The sequence below is a fragment of the Streptomyces anthophorae genome (assembly GCF_049310305.1).
In the GTDB taxonomy this organism is placed as follows: Bacteria; Actinomycetota; Actinomycetes; order Streptomycetales; family Streptomycetaceae; genus Streptomyces.
In genome coordinates this window covers 3,588,833-3,604,192 of record NZ_JBLWQQ010000001.1, presented here as the reverse complement: position 1 = coordinate 3,604,192, position 15,360 = coordinate 3,588,833, and the positions used below count along the sequence as shown (strand labels likewise).

Below are 15,360 nucleotides of genomic sequence, written 5' to 3'. Positions count from 1 at the left end.
GCGCGGTGACCGGGGGTCGACGTTGCCGATCTATATCTGGTTGACGGGCATTCTGCTGTTCGCCGCGTTCGCCTTTTTCGCTTTCGCCCAGGCTGCTTCTGTGCGCAATGGGGCTCAATCCGCAGCGGACGCGGCAGCACTGGCGGCGGCACAGTCGGAGCGGGACGAGCTGATGCTGGGGCTGGGCGAAGCGCTCGAAAGTGGCGACGACTGGCCGGACTGGCTGGGCGGCACGGGGGCCGTCACGGGCGCCGATGCGAAGGCCGCAGCGGATCGGCTGGCGGAAGCCAACGACGCCACCGTCCAGGGGCTTCCAGTCCGCAGGGACGTGAACGGGTTTCCCGGCTATCAGGTCGAAGTGGAGACCCGCTACACGGTCGGCGACACGATCATCCCCGGCACGGAGAACAGGCGGGCGAAGGCGCACGCCACGGCGGTGATTCAGCCACGCTGCGACGTCCCACTGGACGTCGACCCGAAGAAGCCGCTCGAACTCTCATGTGATGGTGAAGAGTTCGAGTTCGACCCCGAAGACTTCGATCTGGACGATCTGCCGGACGCGTCGGCCTTGTTCGCCGTCCGTCTGGCCGACTGACAAGAGAGGGAAGCCGCAGCGATGAACCTTCGGCGTACGAAGACCACCCGTCGGGCACTGGCTGCGGCGACGATCGCGGCGGGCCTGGCCCTGTCCGTGACCGGTTGTGGAGGAGACGGTGACAAGGCGGAGGGGGATGCCGCGAAGTCCTCGGCACCCGCGCAGCAGGGCAGCGACGACAAGGCGGAGCCCTCGGCGCCCGCGACGGACAAGACGCTGACCGAGGTGAAGGGCAATGGAATGACGCTCGCGATCACGTCGGTAGCGCGTGACCAGGGCGGCTTCCTCAACATCACCGGCAGAGTCACCAACGGGACTTCCAAACTGTGGATCGGCACGGATTGGAAGAGCGAGGAGACCGAACTCCAGGGAAACAGCAACTCCATGGCCGGTGCCAGCGTCGTCGACCAGAAGGGCAAGAAGAAGTACCTGGTCCTCCGCGACACCGAGGGCCGATGCCTCTGCACCAAGTTCGAAGGCGGTATCGACCAGGGCAAGAGCGCCGACTGGTTCGCTCAATTCCCCGCCCCGCCCGAGGGCACGAAGTCGGTTCAGTTCCAAGTGCCGACGATGCCCCCGGCCCAACTCACCATCACCGAGGGCGAGTAACCATGCCCCGACGTCATCGAGTCGCCACGGCCGCCACCGTCCTCACCGCCGCGACCGCCCTCCTGCTCACCACCGGAGGAGTGGTGGCGGTCGCCGACGACGACCCCACCGGCGCCCCGCCCGGCAGCACCAGCAGCTCTCCGCCGCCGTCCGTGGACGCGAACAGCCCCGGGCTCAAGCTCGCCGACGGGGCGACGCTCGCGCCGGCCAAGGTGCTGGACATCAAGTCGGTCGTCGAGGACCTGTCCGGCGACGAGCGGCGCACGGACACCAACGAGGACGTGACGTTCGCCCTCCAGGCCGAGGTCCTCTTCCCCAAGGACAGCGCCAAGCTGAACCCGGACGGGAACTCCAGGATCCAGGCGATCGCCGACGAGATCGAGAACCAGAAGGCAAGCTCCGTACGGGTCTTCGGGTTCACCGACAACCTCGGCTCGTACGCCCACGGCCTCAAGCTGTCGAAGAATCGCGCGGAGGCCGTCCACGACGCCCTGACCGCGGCGCTGGGCGCCAAGGGCGGGGACATCACGTTCCAGGTCCGCGGCTACAGCGAGGACTACCCGATCGCGGACAACGGCTCGGAGCAGGGCCGCAAGAAGAACCGCCGGGTGGAGGTCTCCCTCCCGAAGTCGAGCTGAGTCGCGCACCCGGCAGCGCGGCGCGGTCAGTCCACGCGCACCGGCAGCCGGTCCACCCCGTACACGATGGACAGCTTCCGGAACTCCAGTTCCGCGGGCTCCACCGCGAGCCGCAACTCCGGGAAGCGCCGCACCAGTTGGGGGAAGGCCGCGCGCAGTTCCATCTTGCCGAGTTCCGCGCCGATGCAGCGGTGGATGCCGTAGCCGAACGCCAGGTGGGAGGAGGTGGGCGGGCGCGCGGGCAGAAAGGCGTCCATGTCGTCGCCCTCCGCGCCGAGCCGGGGATCGCGGTCCGCCGCGCTCAGCGAGACGATGACTATGTCGCCGGCGGAGAGCGTGACCCCGCCGATCTCGGTGTCCTCGCGGGCGAAGCGCGGGAAGGCGGTCTGGACGACCGTGAGGTGGCGCAGGAGTTCGTCGACGAACGGGGCCGCGACCGTCGCCGGGTCCTCCGCGTCGCGCAGCGCCGTGAAGTGCTCGCGGTCCTTGAGCATGATCATGGTGCCGAGGGCGATCATGCTCGCCGTCGTCTCCAGGCCGCCGGTCAGGACGCCGTCCGCGAGGCCGGTGAGCTCCTCGTCGGTGATGTTGTCGCCGTGCTCGCGGACCAGCATGCCGAGCAGCCCGTCGCCGGGATCGCGGCGCTGTTCCGCGACGACGCCGCGCAGGTAGTCCAGCGACTGGGAGACCGCGCCGAAGGAGGCTCCCGCGCCGCCCAGCACGTCGAAGCGGGCTACCGAGAACTGCTGGAACGCGTCGCGCTCCTCGTACGGGACGCCGAGGAGCTCGCAGATGACGAGCGCGGGGACCGGCATCGCGAAGTGCTCGACGAAGTCGGCCGTGCCGTCGGGCGACTCGCGGGCCGCCTTCTCCAGCTGCGCCAGCTGTTCCTCGACGATCGCGTGGATGCGCGGCGTGAGCCTGGAGAGGCGGCGCATCGTGAACTCGGGCGTCAGGAGGCGGCGCAGCCGCGTATGGTCCGGCGGGTCGCAGAAGCCGAGGCCGCCGGGGTGCTGCTCCGCCTCGGCGCCGCCCACCCCCACCAGGTTCCGGAAGTCGTTGCTGAACGCCTTCGCGTTGCCGAGGACCTCCTTCGCCTCGTCGTATCCGGACACCAGCCATACCGTCATGCCGGGGATCGGCAGTTTGCTCACGGGTTCCCGGTCGCGCAGCACGCCGATCTCGGGAACGGGGTCGACGCCCTCACGGCGCAGCGGCAGCAGTGCGGCGTCGGGGAGTTTCGACAGTACGGAGAGGTCCAGGCTGCCCCCCTTCTTGCGCAGCCGTGAGAAGTAGAGGCGGGTCAGCCAGGTCGCTATCGCGGAACGTACGGACATGTGCTCGCATTTCTGCGGTGAGGCGGTAGGACGGACGGGCCTGATGGGGGTTGGGGAATGCCAGTGGGGAACGCCAAGGGTACGTGCGATCCCCCTGTTCTACGGAAGAGGGGCAACCCCCGGCCCCAGCCGGGGGCTACCCCCAGTACAGGCGAAATCGAGATGAATCCGGCCCGGCGTGACTGCGATCATGCGCGGCATGAGCACTTCCGACAACTTTCGTCCCTCGCACGCGGCCGATCCCTATGGGGACCGTCCTCACGCGGACCGTCCCTACGACGAGCTCGTCGCCGAGGCCGTCGCCGCGCCCACCGAGGGCTGGGACTTCTCCTGGTTCGACGGGCGGGCCACCGAGGAGCGGCCCTCGTGGGGCTACGCCCGCCTCATGGGCGAGCGGCTCGCCGTCGTGGAATCCGCGCTCGATCTGCACACCGGTGGCGGCGAGGTGCTGAACCTGGCACCGAAGCTGCCGCCGCTGATGGCCGCGACCGAGGGCTGGCCCCCGAACGTCGAGAAGGCCACCCGCCTCCTGGGCCCCCGCGGTGTGGTCGTCGTCGCCGCGCCCGACGACGCCCCGCTGCCCTTCGCCGACGCGGCCTTCGAGCTGGTCACCGCCCGCCACCCGGTCAAGGCCCCGTTCGCGGAGATCGCCCGCGTGCTGCGCCCCGGCGGCACGTACTTCGCCCAACACGTGGGCCCCAGCAGCGTGTTCGAGCTGGTCGAGTACTTCCTGGGGCCGCAGCCGGCCGAGGTGCGCGCCGGCCGTGACCCGGACGCGGAGCGGCGCGAGGCCGAGGCGGCGGGTCTTGAGGTGGTCGATCTGCGCGCCGAGCGGCTGCGCATCGAGTTTCACGACATCGGCGCCGTTGTCCACTTTCTGCGCAAGGTTGTGTGGATGGTGCCGGACTTCACGGTTGACGCGTACGAGTCCCAACTGCGGTCCCTGGACGCGCAGATCACGGCGGACGGGCCGTTCGTGGCGCACAGTACCCGGCATCTCTTCGAGGCCCGCAAGCCGTAAGGGGCCCCGGACACCTCCGTAAATCTGGCCTCTACAGCCGTCTCGCGTAAGGTCCCGCCCCATGAGCCACACGCAATTCAGCCAAGCTTTCCTGTACGAGACCGAGCGCCACGCGGCGTGGGGTGGCGCTCAGCTCGAAGCTCTCATGGGGTTCCTGCCCGAAGGGGCGTCGTGGACGGCCGACCTTCCGACGTGCCGGTACCGGCAGGGCCATGTGGACCTGCGCGTCGGCGTCCTCGGGACCTACGACGCCGCCCAGCGGTCGTGGATGTGGGGCTGGGCCAACCCCGAACTGCGCGGAACGCCGATCGCGGCGCTCTCCGAACAGGTGGGGCGTTTTGGCCAGAGCCAGGGGATATCCGAGTTCACGACCCAGGTGCTCGACCTGTCCGGCTTCCCGGACCCCCGGCGGGCCGCCGAGACGCTCGCCTTCGCGGGGATGGGTGTGACGGGCGCCCCCGGGTACATCGGCGTGCCCGCGAACCCCGAGACCCAGGTCTACTTCCTGCCCGAGGACCCGCAGGTGCCGCGCGCCGCCCTCGACCCGGTCACGCTGCCGCGCACCCTCGTACAGGCCGAAGGGCTGCTCGGCGTCGACGCCCGGCGCCTGGTCACGGGCTTCTTCGACCACCACGGGGTGGCGTACCGGGACAACGGCGGGCAGATCGCCGCCGAGCTGCCCGGCTCCGTCCCGGCCGAGATCGGCTTCGACGAGGCGGGCCGCATCGCGGGCATCCGCCTCGCCTTGCACTGAAGGCGGCACGACCGCGGGAAGCTACGCCTCGTCGCGCAGTCCGAGGCGCAGGTGCTCCACATGGAAGAGCGCCTGGTCGAGAAGCTGCGCGACGTGGTCGTCGTACAGCGCGTAGACGATCGAGCGCCCCTTGCGCTCACTGCTGACCAGACCCAGATTGCGCAGCAGCCGCAGCTGGTGCGAGCACGCGGACTGTTCCAGGCCGGCCGCCTCGGCGAGGTCGCCGACCGCGCACGGCCCTTCCTGAAGACGGGCCAGGATGCGCAGGCGTGACGGGGTCGCGAGGGCCTGGAGCGTCGCCGCGACATCGGCCGCGCCCACGGCGTCGAGCCGCTCGCGCGTGCTGCTCTTGTGATCGATTCCATGGCCCATGGGCTCATCGTATCCAGGTGGTGGCCGCTTTCCATGGCATGCATGAAGAGGTCTTCATGTGTTCCTGTATCGTGGGCCCATGCCTGCACCCGTGTCCGCCTCCGCCCCGGCCGAGAGCGCCGCGCCCGCCCCCGCCGCGCCGCGCGCAGCCGCCCGCGGCGCCCGCACCCCCGTCCTGGCCCTCCCGGAGGCCCGCTGGGCGGCGGCCGCGACCGTCGCCTTCCTCCTCGCCCTCCCGCTCCAACTCCTGGACGCCACCGCCTGGTTGTGGGGCCCGCTGTACGCCGTCGCCTACGTGGCCGGGGGCTGGGAACCCGGGCTCGAAGGCCTCAAGGCGCTGCGCGAGAAGACCCTCGACGTCGATCTGCTGATGGTCGTGGCCGCGCTCGGCGCCGCCGCGATCGGACAGGTCATGGACGGCGCCCTGCTCGTCGTCATCTTCGCGACCTCCGGCGCCCTGGAGGCCCTCGCCACGGCCCGCACCGAGGACAGCGTGCGCGGGCTGCTCGACCTGGCCCCCGCGACCGCCACCCGGCTCGGCCCGGACGGGACGGAGGAGACCGTCCCGACCTCCGAACTCGCCGTCGACGAAATCCTGTTGATCCGACCCGGTGAACGCGTCGGCGCGGACGCCCGCGTCGTCGACGGGGCCAGCGACGTCGACCAGGCCACCATCACGGGCGAGCCCCTCCCCGTGCCCAAGGCCGTCGGCGACGAGGTGTTCGCCGGCACCCTCAACGGCACCGGCGCGCTGCGCGTCCGCGTCGCCCGCGATCCCTCCGACACGGTCATCGCCCGCATCGTCGCCCTCGTCGAGGAGGCCACCCGCACCAAGGCGCCGACCCAGCTGTTCATCGAGCGCGTCGAGCAGCGCTACGCGCTCGGTATGGTCGCCGCGACCCTCGCGGTCTTCCTGGTCCCGCTCGCCTTCGGCGACGCGCTCACGGACGCGCTCCTGCGGGCCATGACGTTCATGATCGTGGCCTCGCCGTGCGCCGTGGTGCTCGCGACGATGCCGCCGTTGCTGTCGGCGATCGCGAACGCCGGGCGGCACGGTGTGCTCATCAAGTCGGCGGTGGTGATGGAGCGCATCGGCCGCACCGACACGGTCGCCTTCGACAAGACGGGAACGCTGACGGAAGGCGTCCCCCAGGTGACGGAGATCCGCCCCGAATCCCCGTACACCGAGGCCGAGTTGCTGACCCTGGCGGCCTCCGTGGAGCAGCGGAGCGAACACCCGGTGGGCCGGGCGATCGTGGCGGCGGCAAGGGAGCGGGGCCTGCCCCTGTACCCCGTAGAGGCGTTCGCCTCGGTGCCGGGCAGGGGCGTCTCGGGGAGGGCATTCAGGGGCGCGGGGAACCGCGCACCGTTCCACGGCTCCGCCGAATTCGCGGACACCCCCACCAAAATCGCGGCGGGCTCCCCGCGCCACCTGGGGGTGCAACCCACAACGACCCCCGGCACCGAGGTGGCCGTCATGGCAAATGACACCCTCGCAGGCCGCATCACCCTCACCGACACCCTGCGCCCCACTGCCCCGGAGGCAGTCCGCGCCCTCGCGGCCCGCACGGGCACGGCACCCTTCCTCCTCACCGGAGACCACACCCACGCCGCCCTCCCCGTCGCGGAGGCGACCGGCATCGCCCCGGGCGACGTACGGGCGGGTCTGCTGCCCGACGGAAAGGCACAGGCCGTACGGGAACTGGCGGACGCGGGCCGCACCGTCCTCCTGGTCGGTGACGGGGTCAACGACGCACCGGCGCTCGCCGCCGCGCACACCGGCGTGGCCATGGGCCGCGGCGGCTCCGACCTCGCCCTGGAAACCGCGGACGCCGTCCTCGTGCGGGACGATCTCGGCGCCCTGGAGCGCACGGTGGCGCTGTCCAGGCGCGCGCGCCGCCTCGTCGTCCAGAACCTCGTCATCGCGGGTGTGTTCATCGCCGGACTGGTGATCTGGGACCTGGCGGGGCATCTGCCGCTGCCGCTCGGCGTCGCGGGGCACGAGGGCTCGACCGTCCTGGTCGGCCTCAACGGCCTGCGCCTGCTGCGCGAGCGCGCCTGGACGCGCTGAGCGGCCGATCCGGATCGTTATCGATACGCGATCGAATGCGGCCTAAGAATCACGTAAGTTCAGACCAACGGCAATTCGCGTGAGCAAAGCTGCGCGTCGGTACCGCGCGGTGGAGGGGGCCGCGCGGTACCCGGCCGTAATCGCGCCATTCACCCGTGGCAGGGCCCGAAGGGGCGCCCGTGCGTCAACCGCGCGCGTGACACGGGAGAGGGACGCCACGCCGAGGGCGCCGACCCCGTGAATCCCCGGGAATCCGGGCCCCGCACCCCCGCGAACCTGCTGCGGGACGGCTTGAAACCCCCCTCCGGGTGTCGCCGGGCGACTTCGGAGCGTAGTTGTGGCACGCCGATGCGAGCGGCGGCACTTACGAAGGGTTATGGTGGAAACCCCCCCTCGGGCCGGTCCGTATCCCCCCCCACGGACCGGCCCGTTTTTCTGTCCCGGGACAGTCCGGGCGAACGCCCGCTCCCGGGACGAGAATTCAGCGCCGACCGTTCCAGATGTTGGTGCCCGCCGTGGAGACCGCGAACGAGTCGATTTCGGTCAGCTCCTCGTCGGTCAGCTTCGGCCCTTCGAGCGCCGCCAGATTCTCCTCCAGCTGCTTCACGCTGGACGCCCCGATCAGCGCCGACGTCATCCGCTCGTCCCGCAGCACCCAGCTCAGCGCCATCTGCGCGAGCGACTGGCCGCGGCGCTGCGCGATGTCGTTCAGCCCGTTCAGCCGGCGGACCACGTCCTCGCTCAGCAGGCCCGGGTCGAGCGACTTGCCCTGCGTCGCGCGCGAACCCTCCGGGATCTCCTTCAGGTACTTGCCGGTCAACAGGCCCTGCGCGAGCGGCGCGAAGGAGATGCAGCCCATTCCGGCCGCCTCCAGCGTGTCCAGCAGGTTGTCGTCCTCGGTCCAGCGGTTGAGCATCGAGTACGAGGGCTGGTGGATGATCGCCGGAACGCCCATCTCCCGGAGCAGGCGCGCCGCTTCGGCCGTCTGTTCACTGCTGTACGAGGACACGCCCACGTACAGCGCCTTGCCCTGCTGGACGGCCGAGGCGAGCGCGCCCATCGTCTCCTCGAGCGGGGTGTCCGGGTCGAAGCGGTGCGAGTAGAAGATGTCCACGTAGTCGACGCCCATCCGCTTCAGGGAGGCGTCGAGCGACGACATCAGGTACTTGCGGCTGCCCCACTCCCCGTAGGGGCCGGGGTGCATGCGGTAGCCCGCCTTGGTCGAGATGACGAGTTCGTCACGGTACGGCGCGAAGTCCTGGGCGAAGATCTTGCCGAAGTTCAGCTCCGCGCTGCCGGGCGGCGGCCCGTAGTTGTTCGCGAGGTCGAAGTGTGTGACGCCCAGGTCGAAGGCGCGGCGCAGGATCGAGCGCTGGCCGGCGAGTGTGCGGTCGTCACCGAAGTTGTGCCACAGTCCGAGGGAGACGGCGGGGAGCTTGAGGCCGCTGCGGCCCGTGCGCCGGTACTCCATGGAACCGTACCGACCCGCCGAGGCGACATAAGGAGAGGTGTCGTTCATGGACACGAAGCTACGTCAGGCCACTGACACCCCATAGCCGGCACCAAGCTACGCCCGAGTAGGCTTCCGCCTTCGGGGACTTCCATCAGCACGGAGGGCAAAGAGACCGTGAACCTGCGCGACAGGCTGCGCGGCCTGCTGGTCAGGCTGTACGCACGCCGGGTGGAAGGCCACCTGGACCACGCCCAGGTGCCCAAGCACATCGGCGTCATCATGGATGGCAACCGCCGTTGGGCCAAGGCCGCCGGATCCACCACCGCCCAGGGCCACCAGGCGGGCGCGGCCAAGATCGAGGAGTTCCTCGGCTGGTGCAGCGAGACGGATGTCGAGGTCGTCACACTCTGGCTGCTCTCGACGGACAACTTCGACCGCCCCCAGGAGGAGCTGGTCCCGCTCCTCGGCATCATCGAGGACACCGTGCACACGCTCGCCGAGGACGGCCGCTGGCGCGTGCAGCACGTGGGCAACACCGACATCCTCCCCTCGGGCATGCAGTCCGTGCTCAAGGAGGCCGAGGAGTCCACCGCGGGGCGCGACGGAATAGTGGTCAACGTCGCGATCGGCTACGGCGGCCGCCAGGAGATCGCCGACGCCGTCCGCTCGATGCTGCTCGACGCCTCCGACAAGGGGAGCTCGCTCGAGGACGTCGCCGAGACGGTCACCGTCGACGCCATCGGCAAGCACCTCTACACCAAGGAGCAGCCCGACCCGGATCTGGTCATCCGCACCAGCGGGGAGCAGCGCCTGTCCGGCTTCATGCTCTGGCAGACGGCCCACTCCGAGTACTACTTCTGTGACGTCTTCTGGCCGGCCTTCCGGAAGGTCGACTTCCTGCGCGCGATGCGCGACTACGCGGTGCGCCACCGCCGTTTCGGCGGCTGACCTCCGCTCCCCGGGAGACGTACGTCATCAGGAGTTAACGAACGCGCCGTCATGTGCCTTTGCATGGCGGCGCTTGTTCGAGGGAATAAGCCTTCCAAGTCGGTGCCCGCACCAAGGACACCGCATCTCAGCGGACGGCCCGGGCCGTCCGCCCGGGAGGCCCTTTGCACCAGGACGACCGTACGCAGATGGGTACGGATGACGACTTGGAGGGCCGGTTCTCGGCCCGCGCATCGCGGCCGACGAACCGGCCCCGAAAAATCCGTCGCTCCCCGACCTCATCCGAGGGGGTACGTCCTTCCGTGGTGACCAGCAACAAGCGCCTTCCCAAGCCCGACCGGCGCACCTATGTTCTCGACACCAGCGTCCTGCTGGCCGATCCGAACTCCATGACCCGATTCGACGAACACGAAGTGGTCCTTCCTGTCGTCGTGGTCACGGAACTGGAGGCCAAGCGGAATCATCCGGAGCTGGGTTACTTCGCCAGGCAGGCACTGCGCCTGCTCGACGACTACCGGATCCGCCACGGACGCCTGGACGCGCCGATTCCCACCGGCGAACTGGGCGGCACCCTGCGCGTCGAGCTCAACCACTCCGATCCCAGCGTGCTGCCCTCGGGCTACCGCCTGGGGGACAACGACAGCCGGATCCTGGCGGTCGCCCGCAACCTGCAGGCCGAGGGATACGACGTGACCGTCGTGTCGAAGGACCTGCCGCTGCGGATCAAGGCGTCCTCCGTGGGCCTCCTCGCCGAGGAGTACCGCGCCGAACTCGCCATCACGGACTCCGGCTGGACCGGCATGTCCGAACTGACGCTGCCCGCCGAGCAGGTCGACCTCCTCTTCGAAGAGGACACCCTCTACGTTCCCGAGGCCGCCGACTTCCCGGTGCACACGGGGCTGACGATCCAGTCCGAGCGTGGAAAGGCGCTCGGCCGCGTCACGCCCGAGGGCAACGTCCGCCTGGTGCGCGGCGACCGGGAGGCCTTCGGTCTCAAGGGGCGCAGCGCCGAGCAGCGGATCGCCCTCGATCTGCTGCTCGACCCGGACGTCGGGATCATCTCGATGGGCGGCAGGGCCGGCACCGGCAAGTCCGCGCTCGCGCTCTGCGCGGGCCTGGAGGCCGTCCTGGAGCGGCGCCAGCACCAGAAGGTGATGGTCTTCCGTCCCCTCTATGCGGTCGGCGGTCAGGAGCTCGGCTATCTGCCGGGCAGCGAGGCCGAGAAGATGGGTCCGTGGGCGCAGGCGGTCTTCGACACGCTGTCCGCCGTCACCTCGCGCGAGGTGATCGAAGAGATCACCGCGCGCGGGATGCTGGAGGTCCTGCCGCTCACCCACATCAGGGGCCGCTCGCTGCACGACGCGTTCGTGATCGTGGACGAGGCGCAGTCCCTGGAGAGGAACGTCCTGCTGACGGTCCTTTCACGCATTGGGGCGAATTCGCGTGTCGTCCTCACCCATGACGTCGCGCAGCGCGACAACCTCCGGGTCGGCCGGTACGACGGGGTGGTCGCGGTCGTCGAGAAGCTGAAGGGACATCCGCTCTTCGCGCACGTCACGCTCACCCGATCGGAAAGGTCGCAGATCGCGGCCCTGGTGACCGAAATGCTGGAGGACGGTCAGATCTAGGCCGTACAGGGCCTGTTCGTCCCATTTGGCGCCGTTCGGCAAGGCGGGAGAGCCTAGCCGGGCGGCGCCGCGGCGTGTGCTCGTTTCCGAAAAACCCGTGGAGCAAACGGGGTGTGACCTTTCACACGCGGTGGAGAATTGCCTTGCCATGCTCCGATGCGGCAGAGTCACGGTCCTGTCAGGCCCCGCATACGACACTTGCGTGCCCCCAGCGGTACGAAACCACAGCAGCACCTGCTGCACCTGAACTACATAGAGGCCGTCGTATGCCGCCCGAGCACCATGCGGCGCTCCCGTCACGGGAGTTGTCCACCGGGCCCGTGTCTCCCGTGACCCCGCAGTTGGGAGACCAGTGCCAGGGGCACGATTGCGTCCGCGACGGTCACACTCAAGCGGGCGATGCTGGAAGGAAACCGTGTGAGCCGGATTTCGGTCCGGGGATTCGCAGTGGCCTCGGCCACCGCGGTCACCACCGTCGGCGCTGTTGTTGGTGTTGCCTCGGGCAGCACCGGTCAGCCCTCTCACGAGGCTGAGGCAACGGCGAGCGACGCGACTCTCCTCGCTGACATCCCCGCTGGACAGCAGGCGCAGGTGCAGACCTCGTCGCTGAAGCAGCAGGCGCAGACCCAGGCCATCGCGGCCGACACGGCTGCGCAGAAGTCCGCCGAGGAGACCGCCCGGAAGCAGGCAGCCGAGGACGCGGTCGCGAAGCAGCAGGCCGCACAGGACGCCAAGGCGGCCAAGGAGAAGGCCGAGAAGGAGGCCAAGGAGCGGGAGGCAGCCAAGAAGGCGGCCGCCAGCCGCTCGGCCACCCGCGACGCCTCCGACTTCGCCACCCAGGGTTCGTACAGCGTCGCCCAGGTCCAGTCGATGGCCCGTCAGATGGTGCCGTCCGGACAGTTCCAGTGCTTCAGCAACATCGTGGACCACGAGTCCAGCTGGAACTACAAGGCCACCAATGCCTCATCCGGTGCCTACGGTCTCTTCCAGGCGCTGCCCGGAACCAAGATGTCGTCGGCCGGCGCCGACTGGCAGACCAACCCGGCCACGCAGATAAAGTGGGGCCTCGGTTACATGAACGACCGCTACGGCAGCCCCTGCGAGGCCTGGTCCTTCTGGCAGGCCAACAACTGGTACTGAGCAACCAGTAGTTCGCAACCTCGCGAAGCCCCTCACCGTCCTCTCGGTGAGGGGTTTCGGCGTTTCCACGCGATACGGTCGGTGCCAAAGGCTCAAAGGGGACGGATGATGTCGCGAGTTCCAGGGTGGCTCGGCCGGGTCGGCGCGGGAATCAGCAAGATGGGCGAGCGCCTGGACGAGCGCCGCGCGGAGGCGGAGCGCGCCGAGGAGGCCGAGCTGCCGCCCCGGCCGACGCGCGCCCCCGACAGGCTCCCTGACCCGGAGTCGGGTGCGCGGGGCCCGGACGGACCGGGGGCCGAAGAGCACGATGCGGACCGGGTGCCCGCCCCGCCCGCGTACGCACCGTCCGTCTCCCCGCGCCCCGAGCCAGCCGTCGCCGTGCCGTGGGGCCTGCGGGTGGCGGCGGAGGCGGGCTGGCGGTTCCTGGTGCTCGCGGGGACGCTCTGGGTGCTGATGAAGGTCATCAGCTCGGTGCAGCTGGTGATCTTCGCGTTCATCGCGGCGCTGCTCATCACCGCGCTGTTGCAGCCGACGGTGGCGCGGCTGATGCGCCGCGGCGTGCCGCGCGGCCTCGCGACGGCCCTGACGGCGATCCTCGGCTTCGTCATCATGGGGCTCGTCGGCTGGTTCGTGGTCTGGCAGGTCCAGGAGAACATCGACCAGCTCTCCGAACAGGTCCAGGACGGCATCGACGACCTGCGCCGCTGGCTGCTCAACAGTCCGTTCCACGTCACCGACGGCCAGATCAACGACATCGCCAAGTCGCTGCGCGACGCGGTCGGCGCGAACACGGACGAGATCACGTCCGCGGGCCTGGAGGGCGTCACCGTCATCGTCGAGGCGCTGACGGGCGTGCTCCTCACGATGTTCTCGACGCTGTTCCTGCTCTACGACGGCCGGCGGATCTGGCAGTGGACCCTGGGCCTCGTCCCGGCGCAGGCCCGTCCCGGTATCGCGGGCGCGGGGCCGCGGGCGTGGCGCACGCTCACCGCCTACGTCCGCGGAACGGTGATAGTGGCCCTGATCGACGCCATCTTCATCGGCCTCGGCATCTTCTTCCTGGGCGTGCCGATGGCGGTGCCGCTCGCCGTCTTCATCTTCCTGTTCGCGTTCATCCCGCTGGTGGGCGCTGTCGTCTCGGGCGCGCTCGCGGTGGTCGTCGCGCTGGTGACGCAGGGCGTGTTCGCCGCGGTGATGACGCTGGGCGTGGTGCTCGCGGTGCAGCAGATCGAGGGCCACATCCTCCAGCCGTTCATCCTGGGCCGCGCGGTCCGGGTCCACCCGCTGGCCGTCGTCCTGGCGGTCGCCGCGGGCGGCATGGTGTCCGGGATCGGGGGAGCGGTGGTGGCGGTGCCACTCGTCGCGGTCACCAACACGGTGGTCGTCTATTTGCGGGCGTGGTCCCGCGAGGCCCATCTCAGCGGCACACCGGAGCCCAGGGGCGCGACAGCGGTTGACGCGGCGCCGAAGTCGACCCCATAAAGCCCCTGCGGCGATTGAGCAGGCGGTGCCGTGGCTGAGGTCTCGGGGCTCTGCCCCGGACCCCGCTGCTCAATCGCCGCAGGGGCTTAATCGGGTTACGCCAGCGCGTCTTCCGCGTCCAGCGTGACGCCGACCGCCTGGATCACAGACGCGATCTTGAAGGCCTCCTGGACGACCTCACGGTCGACACCGGCCTTGCGCAGCACCTGCTCGTGCGAGTCGAGGCACATCCCGCAGCCGTTGATCGCCGAGACCGCGAAGGACCACAGCTCGAAGTCGACCTTGTCGACCCCCGGGTTGCCGATGACGTTCATCCGCAGACCGGCGCGCATCGTCCCGTACTCGTTGTCCGAGAGCAGGTGACGCGTGCGGTAGAAGACGTTGTTCATCGACATGACGGCGGCAGCCGACTTCGCGGCGGTGTACGCCTCCGCCGACAGGTTCGCCTTCGCCTCGGGCTCCAGCTCGCGCAGCACGCGCGGGGAACGGGAGGCGATGGCGGTCGCCAGGACCGTGCCCCACAGCTGCTGGGCCGGAAGGTCCGAGTTGCCGATGACCGAGCCCAGGTTGAGCTTCAGGTCCTTGGCGTAGTCCGGAACGGCGGACTTCAGCTCATCGAGGGCCATGCTCACTCACCGGCCAGCAGCGCGACCGGGTCCAGGGTGTTCTCGCCCTGGGTCCAGTTGCACGGGCACAGCTCGTCCGTCTGGAGGGCGTCGAGGACCCGGAGGACCTCCTTGGGGTTACGGCCGACGGAGCCGGCGGTCACCATCGTGAACTGGATCTCGTTGTTCTGGTCGACGATGAAGACGGCGCGCTGCGCGAAGCCGTCCTCGCCCTCGATGCCGAGGTCACGCATGAGCTCGTGCTTCGAGTCGGCCATCATCGGGAAGGGCAGGTCCGTCAGGTCCGGGTGGTCCTTGCGCCAGGCGTGGTGCACGAACTCGGAGTCGCCGGAGAAGCCGAGGATCTGGGCGTCACGGTCGGCGAACTCCTCGTTCAGCTTGCCGAACGCGGCGATCTCGGTGGGGCACACGAAGGTGAAGTCCTTGGGCCACGCGAAGACGATCTTCCACTTGCCCTCGTAGGTCTTGTGGTTGATCTGCTCGAACTCAGAGCCCTTCTCCAGCGAGACGCAGGCGGTCAGGTCGAACTCGGGGAACTTGTCACCGACAGTGAGCACACGAACTCCTTGCAGTAGGAGACATCCCTTTTGGGGCTGTTTCCATGGGTTGGACTGCTCAAGATCGTGGCACAGGGTGCATTGATTACGGAAATAGCTAGACTCGGTCATGTTGATCGGAGGTGGCTA

General features: G+C 69.5%; 15 protein-coding genes. 10 read left to right on the top strand and 5 right to left on the bottom strand.

What is annotated here, in order from left to right:
• Positions 1–22: 22 nt before the first annotated feature.
• The 3 genes from ACNYS0_RS15990 to ACNYS0_RS15980 are packed head-to-tail and all read left to right on the top strand — an operon-like array spanning position 23 to position 1,842.
• Positions 23–595: a pilus assembly protein TadG-related protein gene (locus ACNYS0_RS15990; RefSeq protein ID WP_422474295.1), complete on the top strand. Its 573-nt coding sequence runs from the start codon at positions 23–25 to the stop codon at positions 593–595.
• 21 nt (positions 596–616) lie between these two features.
• Positions 617–1,204 carry a hypothetical protein gene (locus ACNYS0_RS15985; protein WP_422474293.1) on the top strand — a complete coding sequence of 196 codons (588 nt, stop codon included), beginning with the start codon at positions 617–619 and terminating at the stop codon, positions 1,202–1,204.
• Positions 1,205–1,206: 2 nt separating this feature from the next.
• Positions 1,207–1,842 carry an OmpA family protein gene (locus ACNYS0_RS15980; RefSeq protein WP_422474291.1) on the top strand — a complete coding sequence of 212 codons (636 nt, stop codon included), beginning with the start codon at positions 1,207–1,209 and terminating at the stop codon, positions 1,840–1,842.
• Positions 1,843–1,868: 26 nt separating this feature from the next.
• Here ACNYS0_RS15980 and ACNYS0_RS15975 read toward each other — a convergent pair whose 3' ends face one another.
• Positions 1,869–3,179, bottom strand: a complete 1,311-nt coding sequence (locus tag ACNYS0_RS15975) for a cytochrome P450 (protein WP_422474289.1) — start codon at positions 3,177–3,179, stop codon at positions 1,869–1,871.
• Between the two features lie 199 nt (positions 3,180–3,378).
• Between ACNYS0_RS15975 and ACNYS0_RS15970 the strand changes: the two genes are divergently transcribed.
• Complete coding sequence (locus ACNYS0_RS15970; protein WP_422474287.1) at positions 3,379–4,200, top strand: class I SAM-dependent methyltransferase; 822 nt, start codon at positions 3,379–3,381, stop codon at positions 4,198–4,200.
• 61 nt (positions 4,201–4,261) lie between these two features.
• Positions 4,262–4,954, top strand: a complete 693-nt coding sequence (locus tag ACNYS0_RS15965; RefSeq protein WP_385763497.1) for a DUF6882 domain-containing protein — start codon at positions 4,262–4,264, stop codon at positions 4,952–4,954.
• A 21-nt stretch (positions 4,955–4,975) separates the two neighbouring features.
• On the opposite strand, the gene ACNYS0_RS15960 is transcribed toward ACNYS0_RS15965, so the two are convergent.
• On the bottom strand, positions 4,976–5,326 hold the full coding sequence (locus ACNYS0_RS15960; protein WP_399227676.1) for an ArsR/SmtB family transcription factor: 351 nt from the start codon (positions 5,324–5,326) through the stop codon (positions 4,976–4,978).
• A gap of 79 nt (positions 5,327–5,405) precedes the next feature.
• Here ACNYS0_RS15960 and ACNYS0_RS15955 point away from each other — a divergent pair, with 79 nt between their 5' ends.
• On the top strand, positions 5,406–7,397 hold the full coding sequence (locus ACNYS0_RS15955; protein ID WP_422474285.1) for a heavy metal translocating P-type ATPase: 1,992 nt from the start codon (positions 5,406–5,408) through the stop codon (positions 7,395–7,397).
• A 481-nt stretch (positions 7,398–7,878) separates the two neighbouring features.
• Here the strand turns inward: ACNYS0_RS15955 and mgrA are convergent, their stop codons facing one another.
• Positions 7,879–8,916 carry an L-glyceraldehyde 3-phosphate reductase gene (mgrA, locus tag ACNYS0_RS15950; protein ID WP_422474283.1) on the bottom strand — a complete coding sequence of 346 codons (1,038 nt, stop codon included), beginning with the start codon at positions 8,914–8,916 and terminating at the stop codon, positions 7,879–7,881.
• A gap of 108 nt (positions 8,917–9,024) precedes the next feature.
• On the opposite strand from mgrA, the gene ACNYS0_RS15945 reads away from it, so the two are divergent.
• From ACNYS0_RS15945 to ACNYS0_RS15930, 4 genes are all read left to right on the top strand, one after another.
• Positions 9,025–9,798, top strand: a complete 774-nt coding sequence (locus tag ACNYS0_RS15945; RefSeq protein WP_422474282.1) for an isoprenyl transferase — start codon at positions 9,025–9,027, stop codon at positions 9,796–9,798.
• Between the two features lie 302 nt (positions 9,799–10,100).
• Positions 10,101–11,426, top strand: a complete 1,326-nt coding sequence (locus ACNYS0_RS15940; protein ID WP_422409363.1) for an RNA 5'-3' helicase PhoH2 — start codon at positions 10,101–10,103, stop codon at positions 11,424–11,426.
• A gap of 417 nt (positions 11,427–11,843) precedes the next feature.
• Entirely contained in the window at positions 11,844–12,566 is a 723-nt protein-coding gene (locus tag ACNYS0_RS15935) for an aggregation-promoting factor C-terminal-like domain-containing protein (RefSeq protein WP_461858460.1), read from the top strand.
• A gap of 108 nt (positions 12,567–12,674) precedes the next feature.
• Positions 12,675–14,048 carry an AI-2E family transporter gene (locus ACNYS0_RS15930; protein WP_422474278.1) on the top strand — a complete coding sequence of 458 codons (1,374 nt, stop codon included), beginning with the start codon at positions 12,675–12,677 and terminating at the stop codon, positions 14,046–14,048.
• 95 nt (positions 14,049–14,143) lie between these two features.
• Here ACNYS0_RS15930 and ACNYS0_RS15925 read toward each other — a convergent pair whose 3' ends face one another.
• Positions 14,144–14,674, bottom strand: a complete 531-nt coding sequence (locus ACNYS0_RS15925; RefSeq protein ID WP_422474276.1) for an alkyl hydroperoxide reductase — start codon at positions 14,672–14,674, stop codon at positions 14,144–14,146.
• A gap of 2 nt (positions 14,675–14,676) precedes the next feature.
• Entirely contained in the window at positions 14,677–15,231 is a 555-nt protein-coding gene (locus ACNYS0_RS15920) for a peroxiredoxin (RefSeq protein ID WP_389269919.1), read from the bottom strand.
• Between the last annotated feature and the right edge of the window lie 129 nt (positions 15,232–15,360).

Bases quoted from the DNA above. Each gene is read 5' to 3' on its own strand.
- ACNYS0_RS15985 (WP_422474293.1), top strand. From the start codon at position 617: ATGAACCTTCGGCGTACGAAGACCACCCGTCGGGCACTGGCTGCGGCG.
- ACNYS0_RS15980 (WP_422474291.1), top strand. From the start codon at position 1,207: ATGCCCCGACGTCATCGAGTCGCCACGGCCGCCACCGTCCTCACCGCC.
- ACNYS0_RS15975 (WP_422474289.1), bottom strand. From the start codon at position 3,179: ATGTCCGTACGTTCCGCGATAGCGACCTGGCTGACCCGCCTCTACTTC.
- ACNYS0_RS15970 (WP_422474287.1), top strand. From the start codon at position 3,379: ATGAGCACTTCCGACAACTTTCGTCCCTCGCACGCGGCCGATCCCTAT.
- ACNYS0_RS15965 (WP_385763497.1), top strand. From the start codon at position 4,262: ATGAGCCACACGCAATTCAGCCAAGCTTTCCTGTACGAGACCGAGCGC.
- ACNYS0_RS15960 (WP_399227676.1), bottom strand. From the start codon at position 5,326: ATGGGCCATGGAATCGATCACAAGAGCAGCACGCGCGAGCGGCTCGAC.
- ACNYS0_RS15955 (WP_422474285.1), top strand. From the start codon at position 5,406: ATGCCTGCACCCGTGTCCGCCTCCGCCCCGGCCGAGAGCGCCGCGCCC.
- mgrA (WP_422474283.1), bottom strand. From the start codon at position 8,916: ATGAACGACACCTCTCCTTATGTCGCCTCGGCGGGTCGGTACGGTTCC.
- ACNYS0_RS15930 (WP_422474278.1), top strand. From the start codon at position 12,675: ATGTCGCGAGTTCCAGGGTGGCTCGGCCGGGTCGGCGCGGGAATCAGC.
- ACNYS0_RS15925 (WP_422474276.1), bottom strand. From the start codon at position 14,674: ATGGCCCTCGATGAGCTGAAGTCCGCCGTTCCGGACTACGCCAAGGAC.